General features: G+C 63.7%; 28 protein-coding genes. 10 read left to right on the forward strand and 18 right to left on the reverse strand.

Features of this window, described 5'->3' with window-relative positions:
• Positions 1-16: 16 nt before the first annotated feature.
• Genes pgeF through lysS form a run of 4 tightly spaced genes read right to left on the reverse strand, consistent with a single transcriptional unit; the run spans position 17 to position 4,210 of the window.
• A complete protein-coding gene (gene pgeF / locus AC1RRT_RS14995; RefSeq protein WP_493014614.1) occupies positions 17-796 on the reverse strand; it encodes a peptidoglycan editing factor PgeF in 780 nt (259 codons plus the stop codon).
• The gene (locus AC1RRT_RS15000) at positions 793-1,881 is read right to left on the reverse strand and encodes a class I SAM-dependent methyltransferase (protein WP_493014615.1); all 1,089 of its coding nucleotides are present in this window, start codon (positions 1,879-1,881) and stop codon (positions 793-795) included. Before AC1RRT_RS15000 ends, pgeF begins: the two co-directional genes overlap by 4 nt.
• Positions 1,878-2,681 (reverse strand): prolipoprotein diacylglyceryl transferase, encoded by an 804-nt coding sequence (gene lgt, locus AC1RRT_RS15005; RefSeq protein WP_493014616.1) that lies wholly within the window; start codon positions 2,679-2,681, stop codon positions 1,878-1,880. Before lgt ends, AC1RRT_RS15000 begins: the two co-directional genes overlap by 4 nt.
• Positions 2,681-4,210, reverse strand: a complete 1,530-nt coding sequence (lysS, locus tag AC1RRT_RS15010; RefSeq protein ID WP_493014617.1) for a lysine--tRNA ligase — start codon at positions 4,208-4,210, stop codon at positions 2,681-2,683. The genes lgt and lysS overlap by 1 nt, the downstream gene beginning before the upstream one ends.
• 192 nt (positions 4,211-4,402) lie before the next feature.
• On the opposite strand from lysS, the gene AC1RRT_RS15015 reads away from it, so the two are divergent.
• Positions 4,403-4,669 carry an accessory factor UbiK family protein gene (locus tag AC1RRT_RS15015; protein WP_493014618.1) on the forward strand — a complete coding sequence of 89 codons (267 nt, stop codon included), beginning with the start codon at positions 4,403-4,405 and terminating at the stop codon, positions 4,667-4,669.
• 278 nt (positions 4,670-4,947) lie between these two features.
• On the forward strand, positions 4,948-5,451 hold the full coding sequence (locus tag AC1RRT_RS15020) for a type III secretion system chaperone family protein (protein ID WP_492980549.1): 504 nt from the start codon (positions 4,948-4,950) through the stop codon (positions 5,449-5,451).
• 14 nt (positions 5,452-5,465) lie between these two features.
• On the opposite strand, the gene AC1RRT_RS15025 is transcribed toward AC1RRT_RS15020, so the two are convergent.
• Complete coding sequence (locus AC1RRT_RS15025) at positions 5,466-7,022, reverse strand: glycosyltransferase family 39 protein (protein ID WP_493014619.1); 1,557 nt, start codon at positions 7,020-7,022, stop codon at positions 5,466-5,468.
• Between the two features lie 130 nt (positions 7,023-7,152).
• On the opposite strand from AC1RRT_RS15025, the gene proC reads away from it, so the two are divergent.
• The 5 genes from proC to AC1RRT_RS15050 all read left to right on the forward strand — a co-directional run bounded on the left by proC (position 7,153) and on the right by AC1RRT_RS15050 (position 10,140).
• Positions 7,153-7,959 carry a pyrroline-5-carboxylate reductase gene (gene proC / locus AC1RRT_RS15030; protein WP_493014620.1) on the forward strand — a complete coding sequence of 269 codons (807 nt, stop codon included), beginning with the start codon at positions 7,153-7,155 and terminating at the stop codon, positions 7,957-7,959.
• A 63-nt stretch (positions 7,960-8,022) separates the two neighbouring features.
• Positions 8,023-8,697, forward strand: coding sequence for a TetR family transcriptional regulator (locus AC1RRT_RS15035; protein WP_493014621.1), 675 nt, complete (start codon positions 8,023-8,025; stop codon positions 8,695-8,697).
• 114 nt (positions 8,698-8,811) lie between these two features.
• Positions 8,812-9,228 carry a TIGR01841 family phasin gene (phaP, locus tag AC1RRT_RS15040; protein ID WP_493014622.1) on the forward strand — a complete coding sequence of 139 codons (417 nt, stop codon included), beginning with the start codon at positions 8,812-8,814 and terminating at the stop codon, positions 9,226-9,228.
• Between the two features lie 75 nt (positions 9,229-9,303).
• Positions 9,304-9,645: a tRNA-binding protein gene (locus tag AC1RRT_RS15045; RefSeq protein WP_493014623.1), complete on the forward strand. Its 342-nt coding sequence runs from the start codon at positions 9,304-9,306 to the stop codon at positions 9,643-9,645.
• A 60-nt stretch (positions 9,646-9,705) separates the two neighbouring features.
• Positions 9,706-10,140 (forward strand): DUF2914 domain-containing protein, encoded by a 435-nt coding sequence (locus AC1RRT_RS15050; RefSeq protein WP_493014624.1) that lies wholly within the window; start codon positions 9,706-9,708, stop codon positions 10,138-10,140.
• Positions 10,141-10,181: 41 nt separating this feature from the next.
• Here the strand turns inward: AC1RRT_RS15050 and AC1RRT_RS15055 are convergent, their stop codons facing one another.
• From AC1RRT_RS15055 to AC1RRT_RS15065, 3 genes are read right to left on the reverse strand one after another with little or no spacing between them, the layout of a single operon-like run.
• A complete protein-coding gene (locus AC1RRT_RS15055; protein ID WP_493014625.1) occupies positions 10,182-11,492 on the reverse strand; it encodes an ATP-binding protein in 1,311 nt (436 codons plus the stop codon).
• A gap of 16 nt (positions 11,493-11,508) precedes the next feature.
• On the reverse strand, positions 11,509-12,198 hold the full coding sequence (locus AC1RRT_RS15060) for a response regulator (RefSeq protein WP_493014626.1): 690 nt from the start codon (positions 12,196-12,198) through the stop codon (positions 11,509-11,511).
• A 2-nt stretch (positions 12,199-12,200) separates the two neighbouring features.
• Positions 12,201-12,695 carry a MarR family winged helix-turn-helix transcriptional regulator gene (locus AC1RRT_RS15065; protein WP_492980558.1) on the reverse strand — a complete coding sequence of 165 codons (495 nt, stop codon included), beginning with the start codon at positions 12,693-12,695 and terminating at the stop codon, positions 12,201-12,203.
• A 175-nt stretch (positions 12,696-12,870) separates the two neighbouring features.
• Here AC1RRT_RS15065 and AC1RRT_RS15070 point away from each other — a divergent pair, with 175 nt between their 5' ends.
• Positions 12,871-13,755, forward strand: coding sequence for a branched-chain amino acid aminotransferase (locus AC1RRT_RS15070; protein WP_492980559.1), 885 nt, complete (start codon positions 12,871-12,873; stop codon positions 13,753-13,755).
• Between the two features lie 77 nt (positions 13,756-13,832).
• On the opposite strand, the gene AC1RRT_RS15075 is transcribed toward AC1RRT_RS15070, so the two are convergent.
• From AC1RRT_RS15075 to uvrB, 8 genes are all read right to left on the reverse strand, one after another.
• Positions 13,833-14,399 (reverse strand): PAS domain-containing protein, encoded by a 567-nt coding sequence (locus AC1RRT_RS15075; protein WP_493014627.1) that lies wholly within the window; start codon positions 14,397-14,399, stop codon positions 13,833-13,835.
• 132 nt (positions 14,400-14,531) lie between these two features.
• Positions 14,532-14,984, reverse strand: a complete 453-nt coding sequence (locus AC1RRT_RS15080) for a molybdenum cofactor biosynthesis protein MoaE (protein WP_493014628.1) — start codon at positions 14,982-14,984, stop codon at positions 14,532-14,534.
• A gap of 4 nt (positions 14,985-14,988) precedes the next feature.
• On the reverse strand, positions 14,989-15,240 hold the full coding sequence (gene moaD, locus AC1RRT_RS15085; protein ID WP_493014629.1) for a molybdopterin converting factor subunit 1: 252 nt from the start codon (positions 15,238-15,240) through the stop codon (positions 14,989-14,991).
• Positions 15,240-15,821: a CDP-diacylglycerol--glycerol-3-phosphate 3-phosphatidyltransferase gene (pgsA, locus tag AC1RRT_RS15090; RefSeq protein ID WP_493014630.1), complete on the reverse strand. Its 582-nt coding sequence runs from the start codon at positions 15,819-15,821 to the stop codon at positions 15,240-15,242. The genes moaD and pgsA overlap by 1 nt, the downstream gene beginning before the upstream one ends.
• A 64-nt stretch (positions 15,822-15,885) precedes the next feature.
• A complete protein-coding gene (gene uvrC, locus AC1RRT_RS15095; RefSeq protein ID WP_493014631.1) occupies positions 15,886-17,778 on the reverse strand; it encodes an excinuclease ABC subunit UvrC in 1,893 nt (630 codons plus the stop codon).
• 324 nt (positions 17,779-18,102) lie between these two features.
• On the reverse strand, positions 18,103-18,531 hold the full coding sequence (gene folB / locus AC1RRT_RS15100) for a dihydroneopterin aldolase (protein WP_493014632.1): 429 nt from the start codon (positions 18,529-18,531) through the stop codon (positions 18,103-18,105).
• Position 18,532: 1 nt separating this feature from the next.
• A complete protein-coding gene (locus AC1RRT_RS15105; RefSeq protein WP_493014633.1) occupies positions 18,533-19,324 on the reverse strand; it encodes an SDR family oxidoreductase in 792 nt (263 codons plus the stop codon).
• Complete coding sequence (uvrB, locus tag AC1RRT_RS15110) at positions 19,324-21,561, reverse strand: excinuclease ABC subunit UvrB (protein ID WP_493014634.1); 2,238 nt, start codon at positions 21,559-21,561, stop codon at positions 19,324-19,326. The genes AC1RRT_RS15105 and uvrB overlap by 1 nt, the downstream gene beginning before the upstream one ends.
• A 125-nt stretch (positions 21,562-21,686) precedes the next feature.
• Between uvrB and rfbB the strand changes: the two genes are divergently transcribed.
• Complete coding sequence (rfbB, locus tag AC1RRT_RS15115) at positions 21,687-22,739, forward strand: dTDP-glucose 4,6-dehydratase (protein ID WP_493014635.1); 1,053 nt, start codon at positions 21,687-21,689, stop codon at positions 22,737-22,739.
• 14 nt (positions 22,740-22,753) lie between these two features.
• The gene (rfbA, locus tag AC1RRT_RS15120; protein ID WP_493014636.1) at positions 22,754-23,629 is read left to right on the forward strand and encodes a glucose-1-phosphate thymidylyltransferase RfbA; all 876 of its coding nucleotides are present in this window, start codon (positions 22,754-22,756) and stop codon (positions 23,627-23,629) included.
• Between the two features lie 73 nt (positions 23,630-23,702).
• Here the strand turns inward: rfbA and AC1RRT_RS15125 are convergent, their stop codons facing one another.
• Positions 23,703-24,686, reverse strand: coding sequence for a branched-chain amino acid ABC transporter permease (locus AC1RRT_RS15125; RefSeq protein ID WP_493014637.1), 984 nt, complete (start codon positions 24,684-24,686; stop codon positions 23,703-23,705).
• A 12-nt stretch (positions 24,687-24,698) separates the two neighbouring features.
• Positions 24,699-25,580, reverse strand: a complete 882-nt coding sequence (locus AC1RRT_RS15130) for a branched-chain amino acid ABC transporter permease (RefSeq protein ID WP_493014638.1) — start codon at positions 25,578-25,580, stop codon at positions 24,699-24,701.
• Positions 25,581-25,647 lie beyond the last annotated feature (67 nt).

Here is a 25,647-nt window from a genome sequence, read left to right on the forward strand (position 1 = left end):
ATGCGGCATTGCGGACTCATGCCAGTAGCGCGATGGCCGAGACCTGCCGGCCGTAATCGGCCTCGCCGGCCAAGGTCATGCGGCGATAACTGAAAAACCGCACGGCATCGCTGCAGGTGTCGAGGCCGAGATTCTCGGCTGTGATCTTGGCGCGCTGCAGACGCTGCAGCAGGTAGCCCGGCAGATCGAATTGGCAATGGCCGGGTCGTTTCCCAGCGCTGAAAAAGGCGGCGTTGTCTGGATCGGCGGCAACAAATTCGGCACGGAAGGGATCGCTGACCTCATAGGATGCCTGTCCGATGCAGGGGCCAATGGCGGCGCGGATGCGGCTGCGCACCGCACCCAGCTTTTCCATCGCCTCGATGGTTGCATCGGTGATGCCAGCCAGCGCGCCGCGCCAGCCCGCATGGCAGGCACCGATAACCTGCGCGGTCTGGTCGGCGAACAGCACCGGCGCACAATCGGCCGACAGCACGCCCAGCGCCACGCCGCGACGGGTCGTCACCAGGCCGTCGGCCTTGGGCCGCGATGTCATGTCGTAATTGTCGTCGATCACGACGACCTCGCGGCCATGCACCTGGTACAGCGATGCCAGACCATGCGGCGCATCCAGCGCCTTGGCGACGCGGGCGCGGTTGGCGGTCACATTGGCCGGATCGTCGGAGGAACCCGGGCCGCAGTTCAGCGATGCATAGAGCCCTTGCGAGACGCCGCCGCGCCGCGTGAAAAAGCCGTGGCTGAGGCCGGCCAGCAGCGGAGCCGTGACAGGCGCGATGTCCAGATGGGCGACGGTCATGCAAATCCTGCGGGTATGGGCGACTCCGGCGCGGTCAGCGCCAGGACCTTGAACAGGGTGCCCATCGCCTCGGGCGCGGTCAACCGATGCAGTGCGCGATCCAGGTCGCCGGCCTGCGATGGATTGCTCTGCTTTAGCTTCGCTGCACGGGCGGCAATCCCCAAGCGGGTCAGGAATTCACCCTGGCCGACCGGGCCATGGGCAACCGCGCCGGCGCGCGTGGCGGCCAGCGCGAAAGACGCGAAATCGACATGCACGGTGAGATCGGCCAGACCGGGATTTTCCAACGGATGGGCATAGGCATGACGATAGACTGCCTGCAGGGTCTCGCCGAAATCGGGTTTGGCATAGCCGTAATCGATGAACAGCGCCGCCCCGCGCTGGTGTTTCAGTCGTGCCGCGATCTCGACGGCGACGGCGCGCACCGGTGGACTCGACTCCAGGATGGCGCCTGGCGGCGCATCGCGCAGGACTTCGGGTAGCAGGTCATCAAAAGGCAGGGCGCGCGGATCAAGCTGGAAGCAGAAGCCGCCCTCGGGATCGAGGCCGACACAGCGTTCGTGCCAGGCCTGGTCGTCGCCGCGCTGGAACTGCCGGAGCGGCAGCGCGTCGAGGAATTCATTGGCGAGCACGATCAGCGGCGCATCCTTTGGCAGGGCGGCGATCTGCTCGTGCCAGATGGCACTTTCACCTTCCAGCGTCGCCTGCTGCTGCTCGCGCATGCGGGCCGAAGCTTCGACCAGCACCGGCGTCAACGCCGCGCGAAATGCCGGCAGAGCCTGCGTGGCGCGCAATGCATCCCGCATCAGGGTGCCGCGGCCGGGGCCGAGTTCGACCAGATAGCATTTCGCCGGCGCGCCGATGGCCTGCCAGGTATCGGCCGCCCACAGGCCCAGCAGTTCACCGAACATCTGGCTGATCTCGGGTGCGGTGGTGAAATCGCCGTGCAGTCCGATGGCCTGCTGGCTGCGATAATAGCCGTGTTCGGGATGCAGCAGGCAGTCGGCCATCCAGGCCGCGACCGTGATCGGCCCCTCCGCCGCGATACGGCGGCGGAGAATCTCCTGCAGTGGTGCGGCGCTCACGCCGCTGGCCGCCGCCGCGCCCACACCACAATCCCCAGGCCGATCGCCACCATCGGCAGGGACAGCCATTGCCCCATGGTGGTGCCGCCGATCAGATAACCGATCTGCCTGTCGGGCTCACGGAAGAATTCACCGATGATGCGGGCCATGCCGTAGCCGATCAGGAATATGCCCGACAGCACGCCCGGATGCTGCATCGCATTGGTCTTCCAGCGCAGGCCATTGATCACGATCCACAGGATCAGACCCTCCATCACGGCCTGATAGAGCTGGCTTGGATGACGGGGCAGGTCGCCGCCGCCTGGGAAGACCATGGCCAATGCGAAGTCCGGTGCTACGCGGCCCCAGAGTTCGCCGTTGATGAAATTGGCGATGCGGCCAAAGAACAACCCGATCGGCGTCACGCAGGCAATGATATCGGTAAAGGCGAAAAACCGGATCTTAGACAGGCGGCAGTACAGATACATCCCGAAGATGACGCCCAGCATGCCGCCGTGGAAAGACATGCCACCCTGCCAGACCGCGAAAATCTCGGCCGGATTCTGCAGGTAGTAGGCAGGATTGTAGAACAGCACATAGCCGAGGCGGCCGCCGAGCACGACACCAAGCGTGGCCCATAGCAGGAATCCGTCGATCTGTTCCGGCGTCACTGCGCTGCCGGGCTTACCGGCCAGGCGCATGGCAATACGCCAGCCGGCGACCAGGCCCACGATATAGGCCAGCGCATACCAACGGACCGCAAAGGGTCCGATGGCGACGGCGACCGGATCGATGACCGGGAAAGCCAGTGTGAACAGCATCACTCGTCCGCAGTTTCGCCAGCGGCGCCCTGATCATCAGAGCGCGGGCGCAGGGTGGGGAAGGCGATCACTTCACGGATCGTCTGTGAATTGGTCAGCAGCATCACTAAGCGGTCGATGCCGATGCCGAGGCCACCCATCGGCATCATGCCGGCGGACTGGGCCTTGAGGAAATCTTCGTCGATGCGATGCGCCTCGTCGTCGCCGCCGTCGCGCTGGCTCTGCTGGTCCTCGAAGCGGGCACGCTGCTCCTGCGGATCGGCAAGCTCGGAAAACGCATTGGCGATTTCCCAGGTGTTGCAGAAAGTCTCGAAGCGCTCGGCGATCGTCGGATTGGCGTGATTGGCCTTGGCCAGAGGCGAGATCGCCTTGGGCAGGGCTATCACATGGGTCGGCTGGATCAGGTTGGGTTCGACGAAATGCTCGAAGCAGGCTTCCACCACCTTGCCCCAGCTGGCTTTTGGCGCGATCTCGACGCCGGCCTTTTTCGCCGCATCGCGCGCCTGCGCGTCATCCAGGCCGTCCAGCTTCACCTTGCCGTGCTCCTCGATCAGGCCCAGCATGGTGGCGCGGCGGAAGGGCGGCGTGAAGTCGATCTCGTGTTCGCCGAACTTCACCTTGGTGCTGCCGGTAGCCGTGATCGCAGCCTGCGCGATGGTGCGCTCGGCGATGTCCATCATGTCCTCGTAATCAGCATAGGCCTGATAGAGTTCCATGGTGGTGAATTCGGGATTATGGCGCGGCGAGATGCCTTCGTTGCGGAAGCAGCGGTTGATCTCGAACACCTTCTCGCTCAGGCCACCGATCACCAGGCGCTTGAGATGAAGCTCAGGCGCGATGCGCATGTAGAGCGGGATGTCCAGCGCGTTGTGATGGGTCTCGAACGGCTTGGCGATGGCGCCACCGGGGATGCTGTGCAGCATCGGGGTCTCGACTTCCAGGAAGCCTTCGCCGTTCAGGAACTGGCGCACGGTCTGGATCACGCGGAAGCGGGTGCGCAGCTTGGCGCGGCTTTCCTCGTTGCCGATCAGGTCGTATTCGCGATGGCGGTAGCGCTGCTCGACATTCTTCAGGCCGTGCCACTTCTCCGGCGGCGGCTCCAGCGCCTTGGACAGCACCACGATTTCGTCGGTATCCACGGTGATCTCGCCGCGTTTGGTGCGGCGCACCTTGCCGCGCACGCCGATGATGTCGCCTAGATCGAGCGCCTTCATGATCGGGGCAAAACGGCCCTGCACGTCTTCCTTGCCGGTGTAGACCTGCAGCTTCACGGTGTCGTCGACCAGATCGATGAACATGCCGCTGTTGCGGATCGCCATCACGCGGCCGGCAACGGCCACGGTTTCCTCGGCGCGCTCGTCGGGCTGTAGATGTGCGAAAGCCTCATGCACAGCCGCGTTCTTGTGCGACTTGGGGAATTTCGGCGCCAGATACGGATCCAGCCCGAGCTGGCGCAACTGCTGCAGCTTGGCTTCACGATTGGCGCGCTCGCCGGAAACGGCGGTTTCGGTGGTGGTCTGCTCGGTCACGATTGATCTGCCGGTAAGTCTTGGCGTGGGCGGCGAAACTACCATCCGCCCCCCGTCTTTCCAACCGCTCGGCCGACTCCGTCTGAGGCCCGGAATAGCTGTGGAAAACAGAGTAATGCACAGGTTGGGCGCTTGCGGCGCAGCCTGCGGGCGGCCATATCGGAAGGGGTATCTGACCCTTGGAGTCGCGCCATGCAGACCGATAATCGCCTGCTCGACGATCTGAGCCGCATCGCCACTGGTGCACTGGGCACGCTGCAGGGCGTGAAAGGCGAGGTGGAGCAGGCTTTCCGCCAGCGCCTGGAACGGGCGCTGTCCGAGATGGAACTGGTCACCCGCGAGGAATTCGAGGCCGTGAAGGCCATGGCCGCCGCCGCCCGGGAGGAAAACATCCGCCTGGCCGAGCGCCTGGCCGCGCTGGAATCCAAGCAGAACACCGGATTCGGCGATCCGGGCTAAGCCCAGCCCGGATCAGGCGAATTTCATGAATTTTTCGTAAATCTGGTGTTGCACCCCCTCCATGCCCCGCATATTCTAAATCTATGGTGTGTTTCGCGTCGCAACACCAACATCTATGGTCAGCCGAGCGTATGGGGGCATACTCGGCGCGGGCTGAAGTCGTCTCCGGATGGGCGCAAAATCCCATCACCTCTATCCTCAGCCGCCATTCAATCCCGATGAGCCATTCCGAGCTTACTGCCGAGAACCGGCCCACCGCACAGGGGGAGCGCTAGCGCATGCGGACTCTGATCGAAACCGAAACCTCCAGCCGCCTCAATCCGCTCGACCTGGTCGAGCAGATCGTGGGCGAGCATGAATGGCCGTTCGACCGCCAGGGGCAGGACGAACTGACCGTTGGAGTCTCCGGCCGCTATTGTGAGCATCAGATGTGGTTCTCCTGGCGCGAGGAACTCGGCGCGCTGAGCTTCACCTGCGCCTTTGACATGAAGGTGCCGGCCAACCGTCGCCGCGACCTGCACTCGCTGCTCGCCTATGTGAACGAGAAGGCGCTGATCGGCCATTTCGACTACTGGATCGAAGAAGGCATGGTGGTGTTCCGTCAGGCCCTGCTTCTGCGCGGCGGCCTGGGCGCCACCTCAGAGCAGATCGAGGACCTGATGGAAATCGGCCTGTCGGAATGCGAACGCTTTTATCCCGCCTTCCAGTTCCTAGTCTGGGGCGGTCGCACGCCGGAAGACGCGGTGGCTGCGGCGATGTTCGAATGCGTGGGCGAAGCCTGAGCGACGCCTGAGTTTCAGGACCGTGCCAGCTTAGGGAAGCGTCGCGACGGATTGCAGGGGGCGGCGGCAGCGTCCAGCGACGGCGGTATGATGGCCCAGCCGAACGTAAAGCGTGTTCCCGGCGCTGCATATCGCGGCGGCGCCACGGTCAGCGGCGACTGAATCTTCATATCGACAGTCAGCGCGCTGAGAGACGCCATCATGTTCGTCTGCTCTTCCCCATTCTGCCAGATCACGATACCGCCGCAGCGCTTCAGGCGATCTATATCGGTCCAGGGGGCCTGATCGAGCGATGCATCCTGAAACACATGCGGATGGTCAGGCGAATAATATGAGAGGCTGCCGGCCACCCACATATTTCCGGCCACATAGGGCAGCGCCTGGCCATCGCTCGCCTTGCGCCAGGCATCGGTGACCTGCAGGGCCAGCTCCGGGCCCGGGAAATGTGCGCGTTTGTTGCGCCCCTTCAACTCCGGCAGGGATGGCCAGAGCATGATTGAAAAGATGAAGGCCAGGATCGGCAGCGTGAAGGTGATGGTCCAGATGTTCACCAGGCGACGCCGGTACAGTGGCATGTTGAAGTCCCGCAGCATGGCGACGGCCATCAGCGGGGTGAAGACCCAGAGTGGCGCGCCCCACATGGCGCGTGGGCCACGTCCGATCAGGATGGCGATGACGACGACGAGTAGGGCCGGCGCGAGGCCGGCCGCAATCAGGTAGTTCCGCGACAGGCTGCCATGCCGCAGCGGGTTGACGGCAGGGTCCTGGTTCCGGCCCAGCGGCAGGACCGCAGCCAGCAGTACGATCAGGGCCGGCGCGACTGCCGTGAACTGGGCCCCCAGGAAGCGTAGCGGCTGGCCGATGCGTTCAAAACCTTCCGTATAGCCGGCGCGACGGTCGATGTAGTGCAGCGGCGAAAAGTCATTGTTCAGCACCCAGTAGACATGGGGAGCGATAATGATGCTGCCGATCGCGGCGCCGACGATAAAACCGGGTCGAAGCATGAAGTCGCGCGTTTCCTTATGCAGGAAGGCGAACATGGCCATCGGCGCCAGGTGCAGCAAGATTGAGTAACGGGCCAGCAGGCCGAAGCCGACGGCGATGCCGACGATGATCCAATCTCGCATCCGATTTTCGATCAGGGCCGTATAGAAGAACGAGCCGGCCACCGCCGAGAAGGCCAGCTGCAGGATGATCGGATTGAATTCCGGCGAGGGGTAGCTGAAGTAGTAGATCAGAGTGGTGAGGCAGATGACGGCCAGCGCGTCGCGCGCGCACAGCAGGTATTTCGCCAGACGCCAGATGGCCCAGTATGTCACTGCGATGGAAACCTGGCTCAAAATCAGCGGCGGCAGGATGCTGCCGGGCAGCATCATCGTCCCGAGACCAAGCAGCCAGGCGAAAAGCGGTGGACCCTTGAGATATCCCCAGGCCGGTGTCTGGCTCCAGGCATAGCCTTCCAGCACGTCAAGCGGCGGATTGGGCAGGATTGTGTATGGAATGACCGTCCAAGCCACGACCTGCAGCAGGACGACGCCGACAAAGAGCCATTCGTATTTCTTATCGCTCACGGCGTCTTATAATCTCTGGGAACTTGGATGACTGCGCGAGAGCGCGCGGGGACTATTGTTTGTTCTGTTGCTGTCAGCAACAAAGATGTTTCAGATGTGAATGAAAAATAAGTTTGGCGCGGAGACGGGGATGAATAAGGGCATACTTCTGGTTGGATGCGGGAAAATGGGTGCGGCGCTCCTCTCGGGTTGGTTGCGTCAGGGCGTTGCCGCGGCCGATGTCGTTGTCGTCGAGCCCAATCCGGTGCCCGGTCTGGCACAAGGGGTGACGCAGGTTGCCGCTGCAGATGCGATTTCCGCGGATTTCAAGCCGGCCCTGGTGATCCTGGCCGTGAAGCCACAGGTCATGGACGATGTTGCGCCGGCCTATGCAACCTATGCCCGCCAAGGGGCCTGCTTTCTGTCGGTGGCCGCCGGCAAGACCATCGCGCGGCTCGACCAGCTGCTGGGCGGCAAGGCGGCTGTCGTGCGCAGTATTCCGAATACGCCGGCTGCGGTCGGTGCCGGTATTACCGTTTGCTGCGCCAATGCTGTGGTGAGTGCAGCGCAGCGTGACATCTGCAGCCGGCTCTTATCAGCCGTAGGCGAGGTGGGCTGGGTTGAGGATGAAAGCCTGATCGATGCGGTGACCGCAGTGTCCGGCTCCGGTCCCGCCTATGTATTCTGGCTGACCGAATGCATGACCGAGGCCGGCAAGGCGATGGGGATTCCGGCCGAGTTGGCCGCGCGGCTGGCCAAGGCCACCGTCCATGGCTCGGGCCTGCTGATGCAGCAGAGTAGCGAACCGCCGGCGCAGCTGCGCAAGAACGTCACCAGCCCCAACGGCACGACGCAGGCTGCCCTCGACGTGCTGATGGCTGCCGATGGCGGGCTGGCGGGTCTCATGCAGCGTGCGGTTGCAGCAGCCACCAAGCGCTCGAAGGAATTGGCCGGCTGATCTGAACTTGCCGGCAGGCACGACGTTCACCAAACTGGCTGACCGCCAGATAAGGAGGCCGCGATGGCCCAGGCAGCGAAGGCAGCAAAACCCACGCGCAAGAGTGCGGGTTTCAAGACAGCGGGTAGCCGCCGGATCGAAGATCCTATCGATGTCCTGCTGACCCTGGTGGCCGCCGATGGCTGGCACGGCGTGACCCTCGGCCGGGTTGCAAAGGCTAGCGGGTTGTCGCTAAGCGCCCTCTATGAGCAATACGCATCGAAGGGCGATTTGTTGGTCGCCTATGCCCGCCGCGTCGATGCTGCCATGCTGGCTGCCGTTGACGCCTCGGGTGCCCAGCCTGTCGATCTCGGTCCTGATGCGGTGAAGGATCGGTTGTTCGAGGCGGTGATGGCGCGGTTCGATGCGCTGGCCCCGCACAAGGGCGCCATACGGGTGCTGACACGCGAATTGCCGGGTGATCCGGCCGCACTGGCCGTTTTCCTCCATGGTGGCGTGCGACGTGGCCTGGACTGGACCCTGGCGGTGGCCGGCCTCGATGCCGGCGGCATCGCCGGCATGATGCGTCGCAAGCTGCTCGGGGGGATTTATCTCGACACGCTTCGGGTTTGGCTCAAGGATGACAGCCCCGATCTGGGGTCCACCATGGCGCATCTCGACAAGCGACTGGGGCAGGGGCTGCGCTGGCTGACCGCCCGTGGCCCGCTCTCGCGCATGCGGGAAAAGGCTGTAGGATAGCTATAAAGTATTGAAATTGTTATTGTGCAATGCAGCAATTTGCATTGACGGCCGGCCGGGGCGCTTATATTTTTGCCGCGGTCACAACCTCAAACAAACGCCCGGGAGCCCATAATGACCAAGCCAGACTTCACCAATCCCTTTGCCAGCTTCGACGTCACCAAGATGTTCTCCGATCTGAAGATGCCAGGTATCGACCCCAACGCCCTGGCGGCGGCCCAGCAGAAGAATATCGAAGCGCTGACCGCGGCCAACAAGCGCGCCTATGAAGGCTATCAGGCGCTGGCGAAGCGCCAGGCCGAGATCTTCCAGGAAGCGGTGGCCGATGCCACCACCACCCTGAAAAGCGGCGCGACGGCCGTGCCGGATGCCAATGCGGCCAAGGCTGCGGTGGAGAAGGCTGTTGGCAATCTGCGCGAACTGGCCGACATGCTGTCGAAGACCAACACCGAGGCCTTCGAGCTGATCAACAAGCGCATGAACGAGAATCTGGAAGAGTTCAAGAAAGCCTTCGCCCAGCCGAAAAAATGACGGCAGCGGCATAATTTGCCAGACGGATGGCGGGCGGGTACAAAAACCCGCCCGTTTCTTTTTCCGGACTCTGTCATGACTGCCACCATCGCCTTCGAGGATTTTCACAAGGTCGATATCCGCGTCGGCACCATCCTACGTGCGGAGGCCTTCCCCGAGGCGCGCAAGCCGGCGATCAAGATATGGGTCGACTTTGGCGACGAGGTCGGCGTGAAGAAATCCTCCGCGCAGATCACCCGGCACTATCAGCCCGAAGGCCTGATCGGCCGTCAGGTGTTGGCCGTGGTGAATTTCCCGCCGCGCCAGATCGGTTCTTTCATGTCGGAGGTGCTGGTCCTTGGCCTGCCTGATCCCGACGGGCAGGTGGTCCTGATCGGCCCCGGCCATACGGTGCCGAATGGCGGGCGGATGTATTGACCCCCGTGTATATTGACCGGATTACGGCCAAAGCCGACAATCGGCCAACGGACCAGCCCAATGACAAAAAAAACCAGCTTATTTCTCGCCCTGACGCTCACCACCCTGCTGATTGCTTCCCCCCGGCTCGCTGCCGCGCAGGAGCATGACTGTGTGGTGCGTCAGTTCGCCCTGACCCGCAACGTACTCAACCTTGAGCCACAGGGGGTCGTCGAAGGCAACTATCCGCCTGCAACGGAGCGCGGTTACGCCTTCGCGCGCCTTGACTGCACGCAGGTCGGCAGCGGGGAAACCTTCTGGTTCTACTGGATGCGCAATGACCAGGAGGTCGGCCGCTCCAAAGCGCGCGTCGATGTCAGCCGCAACTGGCGCATCTGGTCGCAGTCGCGCATCTTCCCCGGCGAATGGGCGGTGCTGCTGAAAGACAGCGATGGCCGGATCCAGGCCGAACGACGGTTCACTGTCGCCGAGCCGGCGCCCAAGCCTGTGGAATAACCGATCAAGAAAATTTGAACGAACTGGCCGCTCTCTGACGGTCAGATCGGCAGGCGGATGGTGACCATCAGGCCGCCGAGCGGGGACTGGCCTAAGACGATTTCGCCGCCATGCGCCAGCACGGCATCGCGGGCGATGGTCAGGCCCAGGCCGACATTACCGCTACCGTGACGCGACTGGTCGAGGCGGTAGAAGGGGCGGAACACCTTGTGGCGTTCCTTCTCGGGCAGGCCGGGACCGTCATCCTCGATGTTGATCTCGACACGATTGGTATGACGCGTAACGCCAAGCCGGACATGGCGGCCGAAGCGCAGGGCATTCTCCACCAGATTGGACAGCGCGCGCTTGAAGCTCAGACGGCGCAACGGCAGGGTCAGTCCCTGCGGCATGTCAATCTGGAGTTCACGGCCACGACGCCGCACGTCATCGGCCAGTTCGGTGATCAGTCCGCCCAGATCGGTCGGCTCGGCCGGCTGCTCGCTCTGCCCGCGCGCGAAGGCGAGATAGGCGCCGACCATCTTTTCCATTTCATCGACATCGCGCTTCAGCTCATCGATTTCGGCATCGGTCGGCATCAGCGACAGCTGCAGCTTCATCCGCGTCAGCGGCGTGCGCAGATCATGGCTGACGCCGGCCAGCATGTCGGTGCGTTCCCGGATGTGGCGGCGAATGCGGTCGCGCATCGCCAGGAAGGCGCGGGACGCCGCCCGAACCTCCTCGGCGCCGGCCGGCCGGAAGTCGGTGATCTCACGGCCTTTGCCGAAGGCATCGGCGGCTTCGGCCAAACGGCGGATTGGCTTGATCTGGTTGCGCAGGAACAGTACGGCGATGCCGAGCAGCACCACCGAGGCTGCGCCCATCCAGATCACGAAGGCATAGGTGCTGGTGGAAAAGACGCGGCTTTCGGGCAGCGTCGCCTGCAGCAGGGCGTCGGGCAGCTTGACGTAGATCACGATGGAACGGTCGTTGCGCTGCGTGTCGATGTGATAGGCCTGCTGAACGCGCTCGCTCAGCGCCTGCAGCAGCATGCGATCCAGGATCGAATAGCGGCGCGGGGCCGGGATGCCGGTGGGGAAATCGGCGCCGGAAATGAAGACGGTGCTCAGTTCCAGGGTCGAGTTCAGGCGCTGCATCAGCTCAGCCACAGTTGCCGGATCGGAATGTTCGCGCGTATCGATCAGCAGGGCGATCTCACCGGCGACGGCCAGGCCCAGGCGGCGCGTGACGCTGTCCCAGTGGCGTTCGTAGAAGATGTAGGTGAGCAGCGCCTGCAGCACGACAATCGGCGCCACCAGCAGAACCAGCCAGCGACCGAACAGACTGCGGGGCAGCAGGTACTTGAACTGCATCATGCAGGGTTACCGTGGCTCATTCGGTCCAGAGCACATAGCCTTCGCCCCAGACCGTTTGCAGGAAGCGGGGATTGCGCGGGTCGCTCTCGATCTTGCGGCGCAGCCGGGTGATCTGGACGTCGACGGCGCGGCTTTCGCCGGGTGTGTCAGAATCGGCCAGGGCGGCGCGCGGCACGGTCTGTCCTGGCGCGCGCGCCAGAACGCGCAGCAGCTGGGCCTCGCCGGTGGTCAGCGGCACGGCTTCCTCGCCGCGCTTGAGTTCGCCGCGCACGGAATCAAAACTGAAATCACCGAACCGGATCGGCAGCGCGGCCGCCACCGGCGCCGGCCGGGCCGCACGCTTAAGGATGGCGTTGATGCGCAGGGTCAGTTCACGCGGTTCGAAGGGCTTGGGCAGGTAATCGTCGGCGCCGGTTTCCAGGCCCTGGATGCGGTCTTCCGCCTCGCCGCGGGCCGTCAGAAGGATGACGGGAACGGTGTTCTGCTTGTTGCGCAGGCTGAGCACGAATTCAAAACCGTTTTGCCCAGGCATCATCACATCGACGATCAACAGGTCGAAACTGACCGATGAGAGCTTGCTGGCCGCGTCGGCGGCATCCTCGGCGCTGGTGACGCGGAATCCCTGGCCAGCCAGATAGCGCGACAGCAGGGTGCGGATGCGCTCGTCGTCGTCGACGACCAGGATATGCGGTTCAGCCATATCCATGATCAACGCCGCTGGATCGCCCGCAGGATGGCGGGCCGATCCTCTTCGTCGATCAGGCCGGCCAGAACCTTGCGATAACCGGCAACAGCTTCGGCCCCGGCTTCACGGTAGGCCTGCGCTACCTTGGCCTGCTGCACAGTGCTGATCTGGCGTTCGAGATGCTTGCCCTGATCGGTCAGGAACAGCTGGCGCTGCCGGCGATCGCGGGTGCCCTGCTGTTGGCGCACGAAGCCGCCTTCGATCAGCGCCGACAGCACACGTGACAGGCTTTGCTTGGTGATGCGCAGGATGGCCAGCAGTTCCGCTACGGTGATGCCGGGGTTGCCGCTGATGAAATGCAGGGCCCGGTGATGGGCGCGGCCAAAGCCATAACGTTCCAGAATCTCGTCCGGCCCCCGGGTGAAATCGCGGTAGGCGTAAAACAGCAACTCGACGGCCTGGCGAAGTTCGTCCTCGCGCAGGAACAATGGGTTGGCCAGCGATTTCAGGTCGGTCATGATCTTCTATATGGGGCAAAGACATAGCCGGCCACAAGCCGGCTGAAGCGATGTAGGATACCCCGCCTGCCGGAAAATTACGTCAGCACTGTTGACATAATTTGCTCATATAGTTACCTTCCCGGCCAGAACAGCGTAATAATAATACCCAACCGGTTTCGCCAAGGAGCAGTCCATGTCCCTTATCCCGTATGATGATCGCGATGGCTTCATCTGGTTCGACGGCAAGCTGATTCCCTTCCGGGACGCCAAGCTGCATGTGCTGAGCCATGGCCTGCATTACGCCTCCTGCGTCTTCGAGGGGGAACGCGCCTATGATGGCGAGGTCTTCCACCTGACCGAACATAGCCAGCGGCTGATCGACTCGGCCAAGCTGATGGATTTCACGCTGCCTTATTCGGTGGAAGAGATCGATCGGGCGACCCGCGAGACCATCGCCGCCAACAAGATGCCGAGCTGCTATGTCCGTCCAGTGGCCTGGCGCGGGTCTGAAATGATGGGCGTCGCCGCCCAGCAGAACAAGATCCATGTCGCGATCGCCGTCTGGGAATGGCCGAGCTACTTCTCGCCGGAAGCCAAGATGAAGGGCCTGCGGCTGCAGATCAGCGACTGGCGCCGCCCGGCACCGAACACAGCCCCGACCAAGGCCAAGGCGGCGGGCCTGTACATGATCTGCACGCTGTCCAAGCACAAGGCCGAGCGTGAAGGCTATCAGGATGCCCTGATGCTCGACTGGCGCGGGCAGATCGCGGAAGCCACCGGGGCGAATATCTTCTTCGCCAAGGACGGCAAGCTGCATACCCCGACGCCGGACTGTTTCCTCGACGGCATCACCCGCCGCGCTGTGATCGCCATGGCCAAGGGCCGCGGCATCGAGGTGATCGAGCGTGCGATCCAGCCGGAAGAGATGGCCGGCTTCGACGAATGCTTCCTGACCGGCACCGCGGCGGAAGTGACGCCGGTAAGCGAGATCGGCCAGTACAAGTTCACGCCGGGCAAGATCTGCCAGACCCTGCTGGGCGAATTCGATATCGCGACCCGGGCCAAGAAAGCGGCCTGATCGCCGTCATATGCCGGCAAGGCAACGGCCGCGCAGTGATGCGCGGCCGTTTCATTTTTGAGGTCATGCCGGCCGCTTTAGTTCGCGGCCTGGACTACGGGACAATAGTAATCGTACTGGAAGCCGCAGATCTGTTCGTCGCGCTGGATGCGTTCGCCAACCAGGCCGCCGAGCAGCATGTCGATGGCCTGGCCATCGCCGGATAGCGGCAGCAGCAGGGTCTCGAATGCCAGCATCCGGCCGCTGGGCGCGACCGTGTATTTGCCGGCGGCATAGGCGGCGCCGCGGCTCTCGAGTGGAATGTTGAAGAACGCTTCGACGATCACCGTATTGGCGCCGAACAGGCCTTCGTCGACGGAGCGATTGGTGGTCTCGCGGCCCATCGACCCGACGATACCGGTGCCGACCAGGCGGAACTGGAAACGTGGCAGGCTCTGTGGCTGCACGTTGATCAGGGCGACGAAGGGCAGGAAGGGCACCATCTCGTCGGGCTGCAGGTCGGCCCGGGCTGGCAGGCGGCCAAGATAGGCCTCCTTGGATTCCCAATAGCTTAGCAGATTGCGCAGCGATTTGCTTCTGATCCGGTCGGAAGTGATCGACGAGATCACTTCGGTCTCCGGCGCATGAGGATCAGACGAGGACATGAGTCAGGCAAAAATCTGAGCGGTGAAGATCACAGAGGGGAGCTTTTGACGGCGGCCATGCCTACGACATGCCATAGGCGGGCGACCCAGTAAACTGCAATTTACGCGCGACGATAGTAGTACGACCGTATGTCAGCGCTTCCAACGGGCGGCTGCCTCATCATCGCTGGTCTTGGCCTCAACCCAGCGGCGATCGCTGCCGGTCTCTTCCAGCTTCCAGAAAGGAGCGCGGGTCTTCAGCCAATCGACCAGAAACGCGCTGGCCTCGAAGGCAGCCTGACGGTGCGCAGAAGTTGTGATCACGAGAACAATCCGGTCGCCAGGGGCGAGTTCACCATAGCGGTGGATCACCAGGCAGCCGTCCAGAGGCCAACGGCGCTCGGCCTCGCTCACCACGGCTTCCAGCTGACGCTCGGTCATGCCGGGATAGTGCTCCAGAGTCATGCGCTGTGGCCCGGCATCGCCGGCGAATTCACGCACCAGGCCGGTGAAGGTGACGGCGGCGCCGATCTGGGTCTGGCCGGCGGTGAGGCGCTCCAGTTCGGCGGCGGTGTCAAAGTCCTCGCGCTGAACCCGCACGGTCATGGCGTCAGCCTCCGGTGACCGGGGGGAAGAAGGCGATCTCGTCGCTGGCCTGCACCGCGTGGTCGAGCTGGGCGTAGTCTTGGTTAACGGCCACACGCACCAGCGCCGGATTGGCCAATGCGGCATCGTGACCGGCGCTGCAGCTGCGCAGCCAGGTAATCAGCGCGCCGACGGTCTTCACGCCGGCCGGCGGCGTGACGGTTTCCTCGGCCATGCCAACCCGCTCGCGCAGCAGGGCGAAATACAGAATCCGCATCAGTCTGACCCTTTTGGGGTTTCAGGCTCGGCCGCCATATGGCGCAGGCCGGTCTGCAGGTAGTCCCAGCCGGTATAGAGCGTCAGCACCGCGGCCAGCCACAGTCCAATCTCGCCGGTCAGGCGTACATGCAGGATGTCAGGACCATGGTCGCCGACAATGAGGAAGCCGAGCGCGATCAGTTGCACGGTGGTCTTCCATTTTGCCAGCCGGGAGACGGGGACTTTCACCCGCAGTTCGGCCAGGAATTCGCGCAGACCGGTGACGGTGATCTCGCGGCACATGATCACCACGGCGGCGACGCAGGTGATGCGGTCGATGCGGTCGAAGGCGATCAGCATCATGATGACGGCGGCGACCAGCAGCTTGTCGGCGACCGGATCGAGGAAGCGGCCGAGGTCGGACATCTGGCCCCATTTGCGCGCCAGATAGCCGTCGAACCAGTCGGTGATGCCGGCGGCGGCGAACAGCCCCAGCGGCACCCAGGCGCTCCAGGCGCCGGGCAGGAAGAAGGCCGCGCAGATCGCCGGAATCGCCAGGATGCGCGAGACGGTCAGGATATTGGGCAGGCTGTTCAGCATGGTGCCGGATTATCGCATGAGCGGCGAGATCGGGCCAGTGTCGGGACCCTGCGGCCAGGCCATGTCAGCCACCATGGAAGTGGTCGTAGACCTTCTTGGCCACGGCCTTGCTGACGCCCGGCGCGGCCTCCAGATCGCTCAGGCCGGCGCGCGAGACGGCCTTGGCCGAACCGAAATGCAGCAGCAGCGCCTTCTTGCGCGCCGCGCCGATGCCGGCGATCTCGTCCAGCGGCGAGCGCACCTGATCCTTGGCCCGCTTGGCGCGATGGGTGCCGATGGCGAAGCGATGCGCCTCGTCGCGCAGGCGCTGCAGGAAGAACAGCACCGGATGGCGCGGCTCCAGCATGAAAGGCTCGCGGCCTGGCAGGAAGAACTGCTCGCGGCCGGCGTTGCGGTCCGGTCCCTTGGCGATGCCGACCACTGGCACATCGACACCCAGTTCCTGCATCACCTGGGTGACGATCCCGAGCTGGCCCTTGCCGCCATCGATCAGCAGCAGGTCGGGCCAGTCGGCAGCGGTCTCGTCTTCGGCCTCTTCCTTCAGCAGCCGTTTGAAGCGCCGGCCCAGCACTTCCTTCATCATCGCATAGTCATCTCCGGGTTCGACATCCTCGCCCTTGATGTTGAACTTGCGATAGGCATTCTTGCGCAGGCCTTCGGGGCCGGCGACGATCATCGCGCCAACGGCGTGGCGGCCCATGATGTGGCTGTTGTCGTAGACCTCGATGCGCTGCGGCGGCGCTTCCAGGCCGAACAGGTCGGCCACGCCGGCCAGAAGCTGCTGCTGGGAGGCGGCCTCGGCCAGACGGCGGCGCAGCGCATCACGGGCATTGGTGACGGCAGCCTGCACCAGGTCACGCTTTGTGCCGCGCTGGGGGACATGCAGTTCCACCTTGCGCCGGCTGTGCTGGCTCAGGGCCTCCTCGATCACGCCGGCATTCTCCACCGGATCGCTCAGCAGGATGAGGCGCGGCGCCTCGCGCTGGGCATAGAACTGGCCGATGAAGGCATCCAGCACCTCGCTGATCTCCACGTCGCGGGTATGGGCGGGGAAATAGGCGCGGTTGCCGAAATTCTGTCCGGCGCGGAAGAAGAAAATCTGCACGCAGACCTGGCCGCCCTCGGCGTGAACGGCGATCACGTCGGCATCCTCGATCTCGTTGAGATTGATGTCCTGCTTCTGGCTGATATGGGCCAGAGCACGGATGCGGTCGCGCATTTCGGCCGCGGCCTCGTAGTCGCGCTCGTCGGCCGCCTGCTGCATGCGGGTTTTCCAGGTATCGAGAATCTGGTGGTTGCGGCCGCGCAGGAAGTCGCGTGCCTCGTTCACGATGGCGCCATAATCGGCTTCGCTGATGCGTTTCACGCAAGGGGCGGTGCAGCGCTTGATCTGGTACTGCAGGCAGGGGCGGGTACGGGCGGCGAATTCGCTGTCGGTGCAGCTGCGCAGCGGAAAGGCCCGCGATATGGCATTCAACGTCACATGTACGGCGCCGGTGGAAGCGAATGGCCCGAAATAGTCACCCTTGATGTCGCGGGCGCCGCGATGCTTGTTGATGCTGGGATAGGGATGGTCGCGCGCCACCAGGATGTAGGGGAAGGACTTGTCGTCCTTCAGCAGTACGTTGAACGGTGGCTGCAGCTGCCGGATCAGGTTGGCTTCCAGCAGCAGGGCTTCGGCTTCGGTATGGGTGGAGGTGACCTCGACGGCACAGACCTGACGTACCATGCGCTGGATGCGAATGGTGAGGGCCTGGAGCTTGGTGTAGTTGGCTACGCGCTTCTTCAGGGAGCGCGCTTTGCCGATGTAGAGAATCTCGCCCTTGGCATTGAGCATCCGGTAGATGCCCGGGCCTGCCGGCAGATTGGGCAGGTGCCGCGCGATCGCCGTGGCGCCGATCTCGACAGACAGCAATCCCTCAGGTTGCGGCTGGGACACAGGATCGAGCTCAGTCATACCATGCACCATACTGCCAAAAACCCAATGATTACACGGCGTTGACAAAAGCGTCCCAAGCCTGTGGATAAATTTGTGGGGAAACCCCAACCTTAAGGACGCATGGCTCTCTGGGTATGGCAGGTCCGGTGTAAGCCCAGAGGGTGAGTACCGCCCTCAATGGTATGAAAAACCAAGAGATTCGCAATTTATCCACAACCGACCGAATCGGCGGGGCAGCCTCTTAACTACGTTGCTCACCCTGTGCATAAACCGGCTGGCAACAAGAAATGCCGCGCGGAGTCAAGCTCTAACACAAACATGTAATGAATCTGGTCGAGGGCTTCAGGCGCGACGGCGCTCGATCTCGACACCGACTCCGGCCGCTTCCGCGATTGCCTCGGGCTTTTCCACCCGCACGCGTGTGCGCAGCACCCGCGGATCTTCCAGGCAGATGGCCGCCAGGCGCTCGGCCAGGGTTTCGACCAGGTCGACATGGCCCTCGGCGAGGAGTGCCTTGGTGCGGTTCACCAGCTGTTCGTAGCAGACCACCTCGGCATAGGAGCGTGGCGGCTCACCCGGTGTCTCGGCCACCCAGAGCTCCAGATTGACCAGCAGTTTCTGCGGCTTGGTCCGCTCTTCCGGGTAAATGCCGATCAGGGCGTCCAGCAGCAGGTCGCGGACGAAGACCCGGCGGGCGGGCAGGCTGGCCTCGGCAATGGTCCGGACCGGAATCTCGGCCCAGGCAGCCCGGGCGCGGTCATGGATCGTCATGTCATTCCTCCGGCTCGCCCGGCTGGCCGCTCAAGGGACGGCCGCTTTGCTGCCAGGGCAGATGCTGACCGCCGTCCAGGGCGATCATCTGGCCCGTGACGGCCGGGGCGTCAAGCAGGAAACCGACGGCTGCGGCAATCTCGCCCGGCTCGGCGCCGCGCTGAAGCGGGGTACCCTCCCACTGCTTGCGGAATTGCGCCTCGCTCTGGCGCGGACTGGGCAGGACCGGGCCGGGTCCGATGGCATTGACCCGGATGCGCGGCGCCAGTGCCATGGCCAGCGTCTGCGTCAGGGTCCACAGGCCGGCCTTGGCCACCGTGTAGGAGGCGAAATGCGGGGTCAGGCGCCAGACCCGCATGTCGACCAGATTGACGATCTGGCCCGGCACGCCTTCGGGCAGTTGGGCGGCAAAGGCCTGCGACAGGAAGAACGGCGCCTTCAGGTTGACGTCTAGATGGCTGTCCCAGCTCGCCTCGGTGGCGGTCTCGACATGGTCGTAGTCGAACAGCGAGGCGTTGTTGACCAGCAGCGAGAGCGGGCCGAGCGCCAACCGGGCCTGTTCGACCAGGCCGCTGACGGCCTGATGGTCCCCCAAATCGGCCTGTACGACGGCCGCCTTGCCGCCCGACTGCATGATCTCGGCGGCCAGGGCCTCGGCATCCTGGCGTGAACTGTTGCAATGGACGGCGACATGATAGCCGCGGTCGGCGAGATACAGCGCGATGGCGCGGCCGATGCGGCGGCCGGCGCCGGTGACCAGCGCAGTGGGGGCAAGTGGGGAAACGGACATCATCAGCGTTTGCTTCCCCGATAGGCCCGGCGTGAGCCGGCCCTGCCGGCGGTCGAACGGCCGGCAGGGCGCGGGGACTTGGCGGCATCTTCGGACAGGCCCATCGGCTTGCGGTTCTGGATGCCGATTTCCAGCTCGTTCATTTCCAGGCGCTTGATTTCGTCGCGCAGGCGCGCGGCTTCCTCGAATTCCAGGTTGCCGGCGGCGTCCTGCATGCGCTTCTCAAGATCGGCCAGGTGGGCCTTCAGGTTGTTGCCGACCAGATGGCCGCCGCTGGCGTCACCGGCATCGACGGTGAAGTGATCCTGTTCGTAGACCGACTGGAGGATGTCGCCGATCTGCTTGCGCACGCTTTCCGGCGTGATGCCATGCTCTTCGTTATAGGCCTGCTGCTTGGCGCGGCGGCGCTCGGTCTCGGCCAGCGCGCGCTGCATGCTGTTGGTCATTTTGTCGGCATAGAGGATGGCGCGGCCTTCCACGTTGCGCGCGGCGCGGCCGATGGTCTGGATCAGGGAGGTTTCCGAGCGCAGGAAGCCTTCCTTGTCGGCATCCAGGATCGCGACCAGCGCGCATTCTGGAATGTCCAGGCCCTCGCGTAGCAGGTTGATGCCGATCAGGATGTCGAAGACGCCGAGCCGCAGGTCGCGCAGGATTTCGATGCGCTCCAGCGTCTCGATGTCGGAATGCAGGTAGCGCACCTTAAGGCCGACTTCGGTCATGTATTCGGTCAGGTCTTCGGCCATGCGCTTGGTCAATGTGGTAACAAGCACGCGATGGCCCTTGCGCACGACTTCCTTGCATTCGGCCAGCAGGTCGTCGACCTGATGTTCGACCGGGCGGATTTCGGTGACGGGATCGATCAGGCCGGTGGGACGAATGACCTGCTCGGAGAAGGTGCCGCCAGTGCGCTCCATCTCCCATTTTCCCGGCGTGGCCGAGACGAAGACGCTCTGCGGACGCAACTGCTCCCACTCGCGGAAGCGCAGCGGACGGTTGTCGATGCAGGAGGGCAGGCGGAAGCCGTATTCGGCCAGGGTCGCCTTGCGCCGAAAGTCACCGCGGAACATGCCGCCGATCTGCGGCACGGTGACATGGCTTTCGTCGACGAACAGCAGGGCGTTGTCGGGCAGGTATTCGAACAGGGTCGGCGGCGGCGCGCCGGGGCCGCGGCCGGTGAGATAGCGCGAGTAGTTCTCAATGCCGGCGCAGGCGCCGGTCGCCACCATCATCTCCAGGTCGAAGCTGGTGCGCTGCTCCAGGCGCTGGGCTTCCAGCAGGCGGCCCATCTTGTTGAGCTGGTCGAGCCGCAGGCGCAGGTCGATCTTGATCTGCTCAATGGCCTGGTTGAGCGTCGGCTTCGGCGTCACATAGTGGCTGTTGGCGTAGAGCTTCACCGCTTCCATGCTGCCGGTCTTGTGGCCGGTCAGCGGATCGAATTCGACGATGCTTTCCAGCTCGTCGCCGAACAGCGACAGCCGCCAGGCGCGATCCTCCATGTGGGAGGGGAATATCTCAACCCCATCGCCACGCACGCGGAAGGCGCCACGCGCAAAGGCAGTGTCGTTGCGGCGGTACTGCAGATCGACCAGCCGGCGCAGCAGCGTATCGCGGTCGAGCCGTTCGCCAGCCTTCAGGTTCAGCGTCATCTCGGAATAGGTTTCGACCGAGCCGATACCATAGATGCAGGAAACGGATGCCACGATAATGACGTCGTCGCGTTCCAGCAGCGCGCGCGTAGCCGAATGGCGCATGCGGTCGATCTGCTCGTTTACGGACGAGTCTTTCTCGATATAGGTGTCGCTGCGGGCGACATAGGCTTCCGGCTGGTAGTAGTCGTAATACGAGACGAAGTATTCCACCGCATTGTTGGGGAAGAAGGCCTTCATCTCGCCATAGAGCTGCGCCGCCAGTGTCTTGTTAGGCGCCAGGATCAGGGCCGGCCGGCCGGTGCGCGCGATGATCTGCGCCATCGTGAAGGTCTTGCCCGAGCCGGTGACGCCGAGCAGCACCTGATCGCGTTCGGCGTTGAGCACGCCTTCGGTCAGCTCGGCAATGGCGGTCGGCTGGTCGCCCTTGGGCTCGTAGGGGGCCTGCAGATCATAGGCGATGCCGCCTTCGCTTTTATCGGGGCGCGGCGGGCGGTGCGGCACGAAATCGGGGAAGTTCGCGTCAGCGAAGCGATCCGGGTCCTCGATTTCCCGTTCCATGCTCTGGGGCTGGATATTTGGGGTCTGGCTCATGGCTGCCAATATGGGGCCCTGGCCGGCTGCCGCCAACCCGCAGATCGGTCAGAAGCTGTCAGGTATTGGCCAAGTCTTTCAGGCCGGAAGCCCGTCCGGTATACATTCCCACAGGGAGACCTGCCATGACCGTCATCGTCACCGGGGGCGCCGGCTTTATCGGCTCCGCCCTTGTCCGCCGCCTGAACGCCCAGAAGCGCCGTGTCGTCACCATCGACAAGCTGACCTATGCCGGCAACCCGGACAATCTGGCCAAATTGCCGAATCCGGAGTTGCACCAGTTTGAGCAGGTCGATATCTGCGACCGGCTGGCGATCCGGCGCATCTATGCCGCGGTCAAGCCCGAGGCCGTCTACCATCTGGCCGCAGAAAGCCATGTCGACCGGTCGATCGACAGTCCGGCGCCCTTCATCGAGACCAATGTGAACGGCAGCCTGGTGCTGCTGGAAGCCGCGCTGGAACACTGGCGCGGGCTGGATGGCACCGCCAAGCAGCAGTTCCGCCATCTGCAGGTCTCGACCGATGAGGTCTACGGCGAACTCGGCGATACCGGCCTGTTCGACGAAAACAGCCCCTACAAGCCGAATTCACCTTATGCCGCCAGCAAAGCCTCGTCCGACCATCTGGCGCGCGCCTTTGGTCGTACCTATGGCCTGCCGATCCTGATCACCAACTGCGGCAACAATTACGGCCCGTATCAATTCCCCGAGAAGCTGATCCCGTTGACCGTGCTGAACGCGCTGGAAGGCAAGCCGCTGCCGATTTACGGCAAGGGCCTGCAGGTGCGTGACTGGATCCATGCCGAGGATCATGCCGCAGCCCTGCAGCTGGCCGTGGAAAAGGGCCGTCCGGGCGAAACCTATCTGGTTGGCGCCAAGGGCGAGCAGCGTAACATCGATCTGGTTAACCGCCTCTGCGGTATCCTCGACGGCCTCGTGCCGCGCCAGGATGGCAAAGGTTACGCTTCGCTGATCACCTATGTGACCGACCGTCCGGGCCATGATGCGCGCTATGCCATCGACCCGAGCAAGGCCGAGCGCGAACTGGGCTGGAAGCCCAGCTACGACCTGCAGGCCGGCCTGACCGCCACCGTGCAGTGGTATCTCGACAATTCCGCCTGGTGCCGCGATGCCGGCAAGGCCTATGACCGGGGCCGCATCGGCCTCGGCTCGAAATAGAGCGGGGACCGATCATGAAGGGCATCATCCTGGCCGGCGGCGCCGGCAGCCGGCTGCATCCCGCCACCACGGTGACCAGCAAGCAGCTGCTGCCGGTCTACGACAAGCCGATGATCTATTACCCGCTGACCGCGCTGATGCTGGCTGGCATCCGGGATATCCTGGTCATCACCACGCCGCGCGATGCCGAAGCCTTCCGCAACCTGCTGGGCAATGGCAGCCAGTGGGGTGTCTCGATTTCCTATGCGGTGCAGCCCGAGCCCAAGGGCATCTCGCAGGCCTTCCTCATCGGCCGCGATTTCATCGCCGGCGAGCCCTGCGCCTTGGTGCTGGGCGACAACATCTTCTACGGCGAGGGCTTTGGCGCCATCCTGCAGCGTGCGGCCGGCCGCCAGGACGGCGCGACCGTTTTCGGCTACTGGGTGGCCGATCCTGAGCGTTACGGTGTGCTCGATCTCAATGCCGACAAGAGTGTCAAGGCGATCATCGAGAAGCCAAATCCGGCACCCAGCAACTGGGCTGTCACCGGACTTTACTTCTACGACAAGCAGGTCTGCGACATCGCTGCGGCGCTCAAGCCTTCGGCGCGCGGCGAGTTGGAAATCACCGACCTCAACAACGTCTATCTCGAGCGCGGCGCCCTGAATGTCGAACTGTTCGGCCGTGGCTTTGCCTGGCTCGATACCGGCACGCCGGACAGCCTGCTGGATGCCGGCAACTTCATCGCCACGGTGGAAAAGCGCCAGGGCCTGAAGATCGCGGTGCCGGAGGAGATCGCCTGGCGGCAGGGCTATATCGATGCCGCGCAGGTCGAGAAGATGGCTGCCGTATATGGCAAGAATACCTATGGCGAATATCTGCGGCTGATCCTGAAGCAGAACGACCGCTAAGACGGATCGCCCTCAGCCAATAAAAAAAGCCCGGGACGAGCCCGGGCTTTTTCGTATCCGGTAAAGCCTGCGATCAGGCCTTGTCGGCGCGACGCTGCCACCAGGCCTGGATCTCGCCGACGATGCCTTTGCGGAAGGCCATTACAACCACCACGAAGATCGCGCCCTGGATCACCAGCACCCATTCGCCGAAACCGGCAAGGTAGTTCTGCATGGTGATGATAATGGCGGCGCCGACGATCGGGCCGAACACGGTGCCCATGCCGCCGACCAGCGTCATCAGCACCACTTCGCCCGACATCTGCCAGGTGACGTCGGTCAGCGAGGCGAGCTGGAACACCAACGCCTTGGTGGCGCCGGCAAGACCGGCCAGCGCGGCCGAGAGTACGAAGGCGACCAGCTTGTAGTGGTCGACGCGGTAGCCCAGCGAGATGGCGCGCGGCTCGTTCTCGCGGATCGCCTTCAGCACCTGGCCGAACGGCGAATGGATGGTGCGCCAGATGATCAGGAAGGCGATGGCGAAGATCGCCAGCACGACATAGTAGAAGGTGTAGTCGTTGCGGGTTTCCAGCAGGCCGAACAGAGCGCGGCGCGGGATCGCCTGGATGCCGTCTTCACCGCCGGTGAATTTGGCCTGCACGCAGTAGAAGAACACCATCTGCGACAGCGCCAGGGTCACCATGGCGAAGTAGATGCCCTGGCGACGGATGGCGAGAAGCCCGGTGGCGAGGCCGAGCACAGCTGAGCAGGCCGTGGCAGCCAGAATGCCGAGTTCAGGCGACCAGCCCAGCACCTTGACGGTGTGGCCGCTGATATAGGCCGAGAAGCCGAAGAACATGGCATGGCCGAAGGACAGCAGGCCGACATAGCCGATCAGCAAGTTGAAGGCGAGCGCGAAGAGCGCGAAGCACAGCACCTTCATCAGGAAGACCGGATAGACCACCGCCGGCGCCACCAGGGCGAGGGCGATGAAGCCGGCAAAGATCAGCAGATCACGGTTCTTGCGACTGGTGCCCGGCTTGATGGCGGCGGTGGCGGGGGCAGCGGCGGTGGACATGGCGAAGACCCCTTACTTCTGGGTGCCGAACAGGCCGGCAGGCTTCACCATCAGCACAATGGCCATGATGATGAAGATGACGGTGTTGGATGCTTCAGGATAGAAGACCTTGGTCAGGCCCTCGATGATGCCGAGGGCAAAACCGGTGATGATGGCGCCCAGGATCGAACCCATGCCGCCGATAACGACCACGGCAAAGACGATGATGATCAGGTTTGAGCCCATCACCGGGCTGACATTATAGGCGGGGGCGGCGAGCACGCCGGCCAGCGCGGCCAGGCCGACGCCGAAGCCGTAGGTCAGGGTGATCATGCGCGGCACGTTGATGCCGAAGGCCTGTACCAGATCGGGCCGCTCGGTGGCGGCGCGCAGGTAGGAGCCCAGCTTGGTGCGCTCGATCATGAACCAGGTGCCGAAGCAGATCACCAGCGAGGCGACCACGACCCAGGCGCGGTAATTGGGCAGGAACATGAAGTCGAGACGCATGCCGCCGGGCAGCGGGTTGGCATAAGGCAGGCCCGACGAGCCGAACTGCTTGCGGAAGAAGCCCTCGATCATCAGCGCCAGACCGAAGGTCAGCAGCAGGCCATAGAGATGGTCGAGATGATAGAGGCGCTTGAGGAACAGCTTTTCCAGCACGATGCCGGTCGCAGCCACGATGATGGGCGCGAGGACCAGGGCGCCCCAGTAGGGAATGCCGAGCCAGTTGAGCAGCATCCAGGCTGCGAAGGCACCCATCATATACTGGGCGCCGTGCGTGAAGTTGATGACGTTCAGCAGGCCGAAGATCACCGCCAGGCCGAGGCTCATCATGGCATAGAAAGCGCCGTTGATCAGGCCAAGCAGAAGCTGGCCGAACAGCATTTGCGGCGCGATGCCCAACAACTCGAACATGCAGTGTCCCCCGAGAGAATAAAGCGGATGTGCCGGCCGGCCTGCTGCCGGCCGGCACCCCGTAGAC

The organism is Ferrovibrio sp. GW821-FHT12B10 (genome assembly GCF_058807515.1).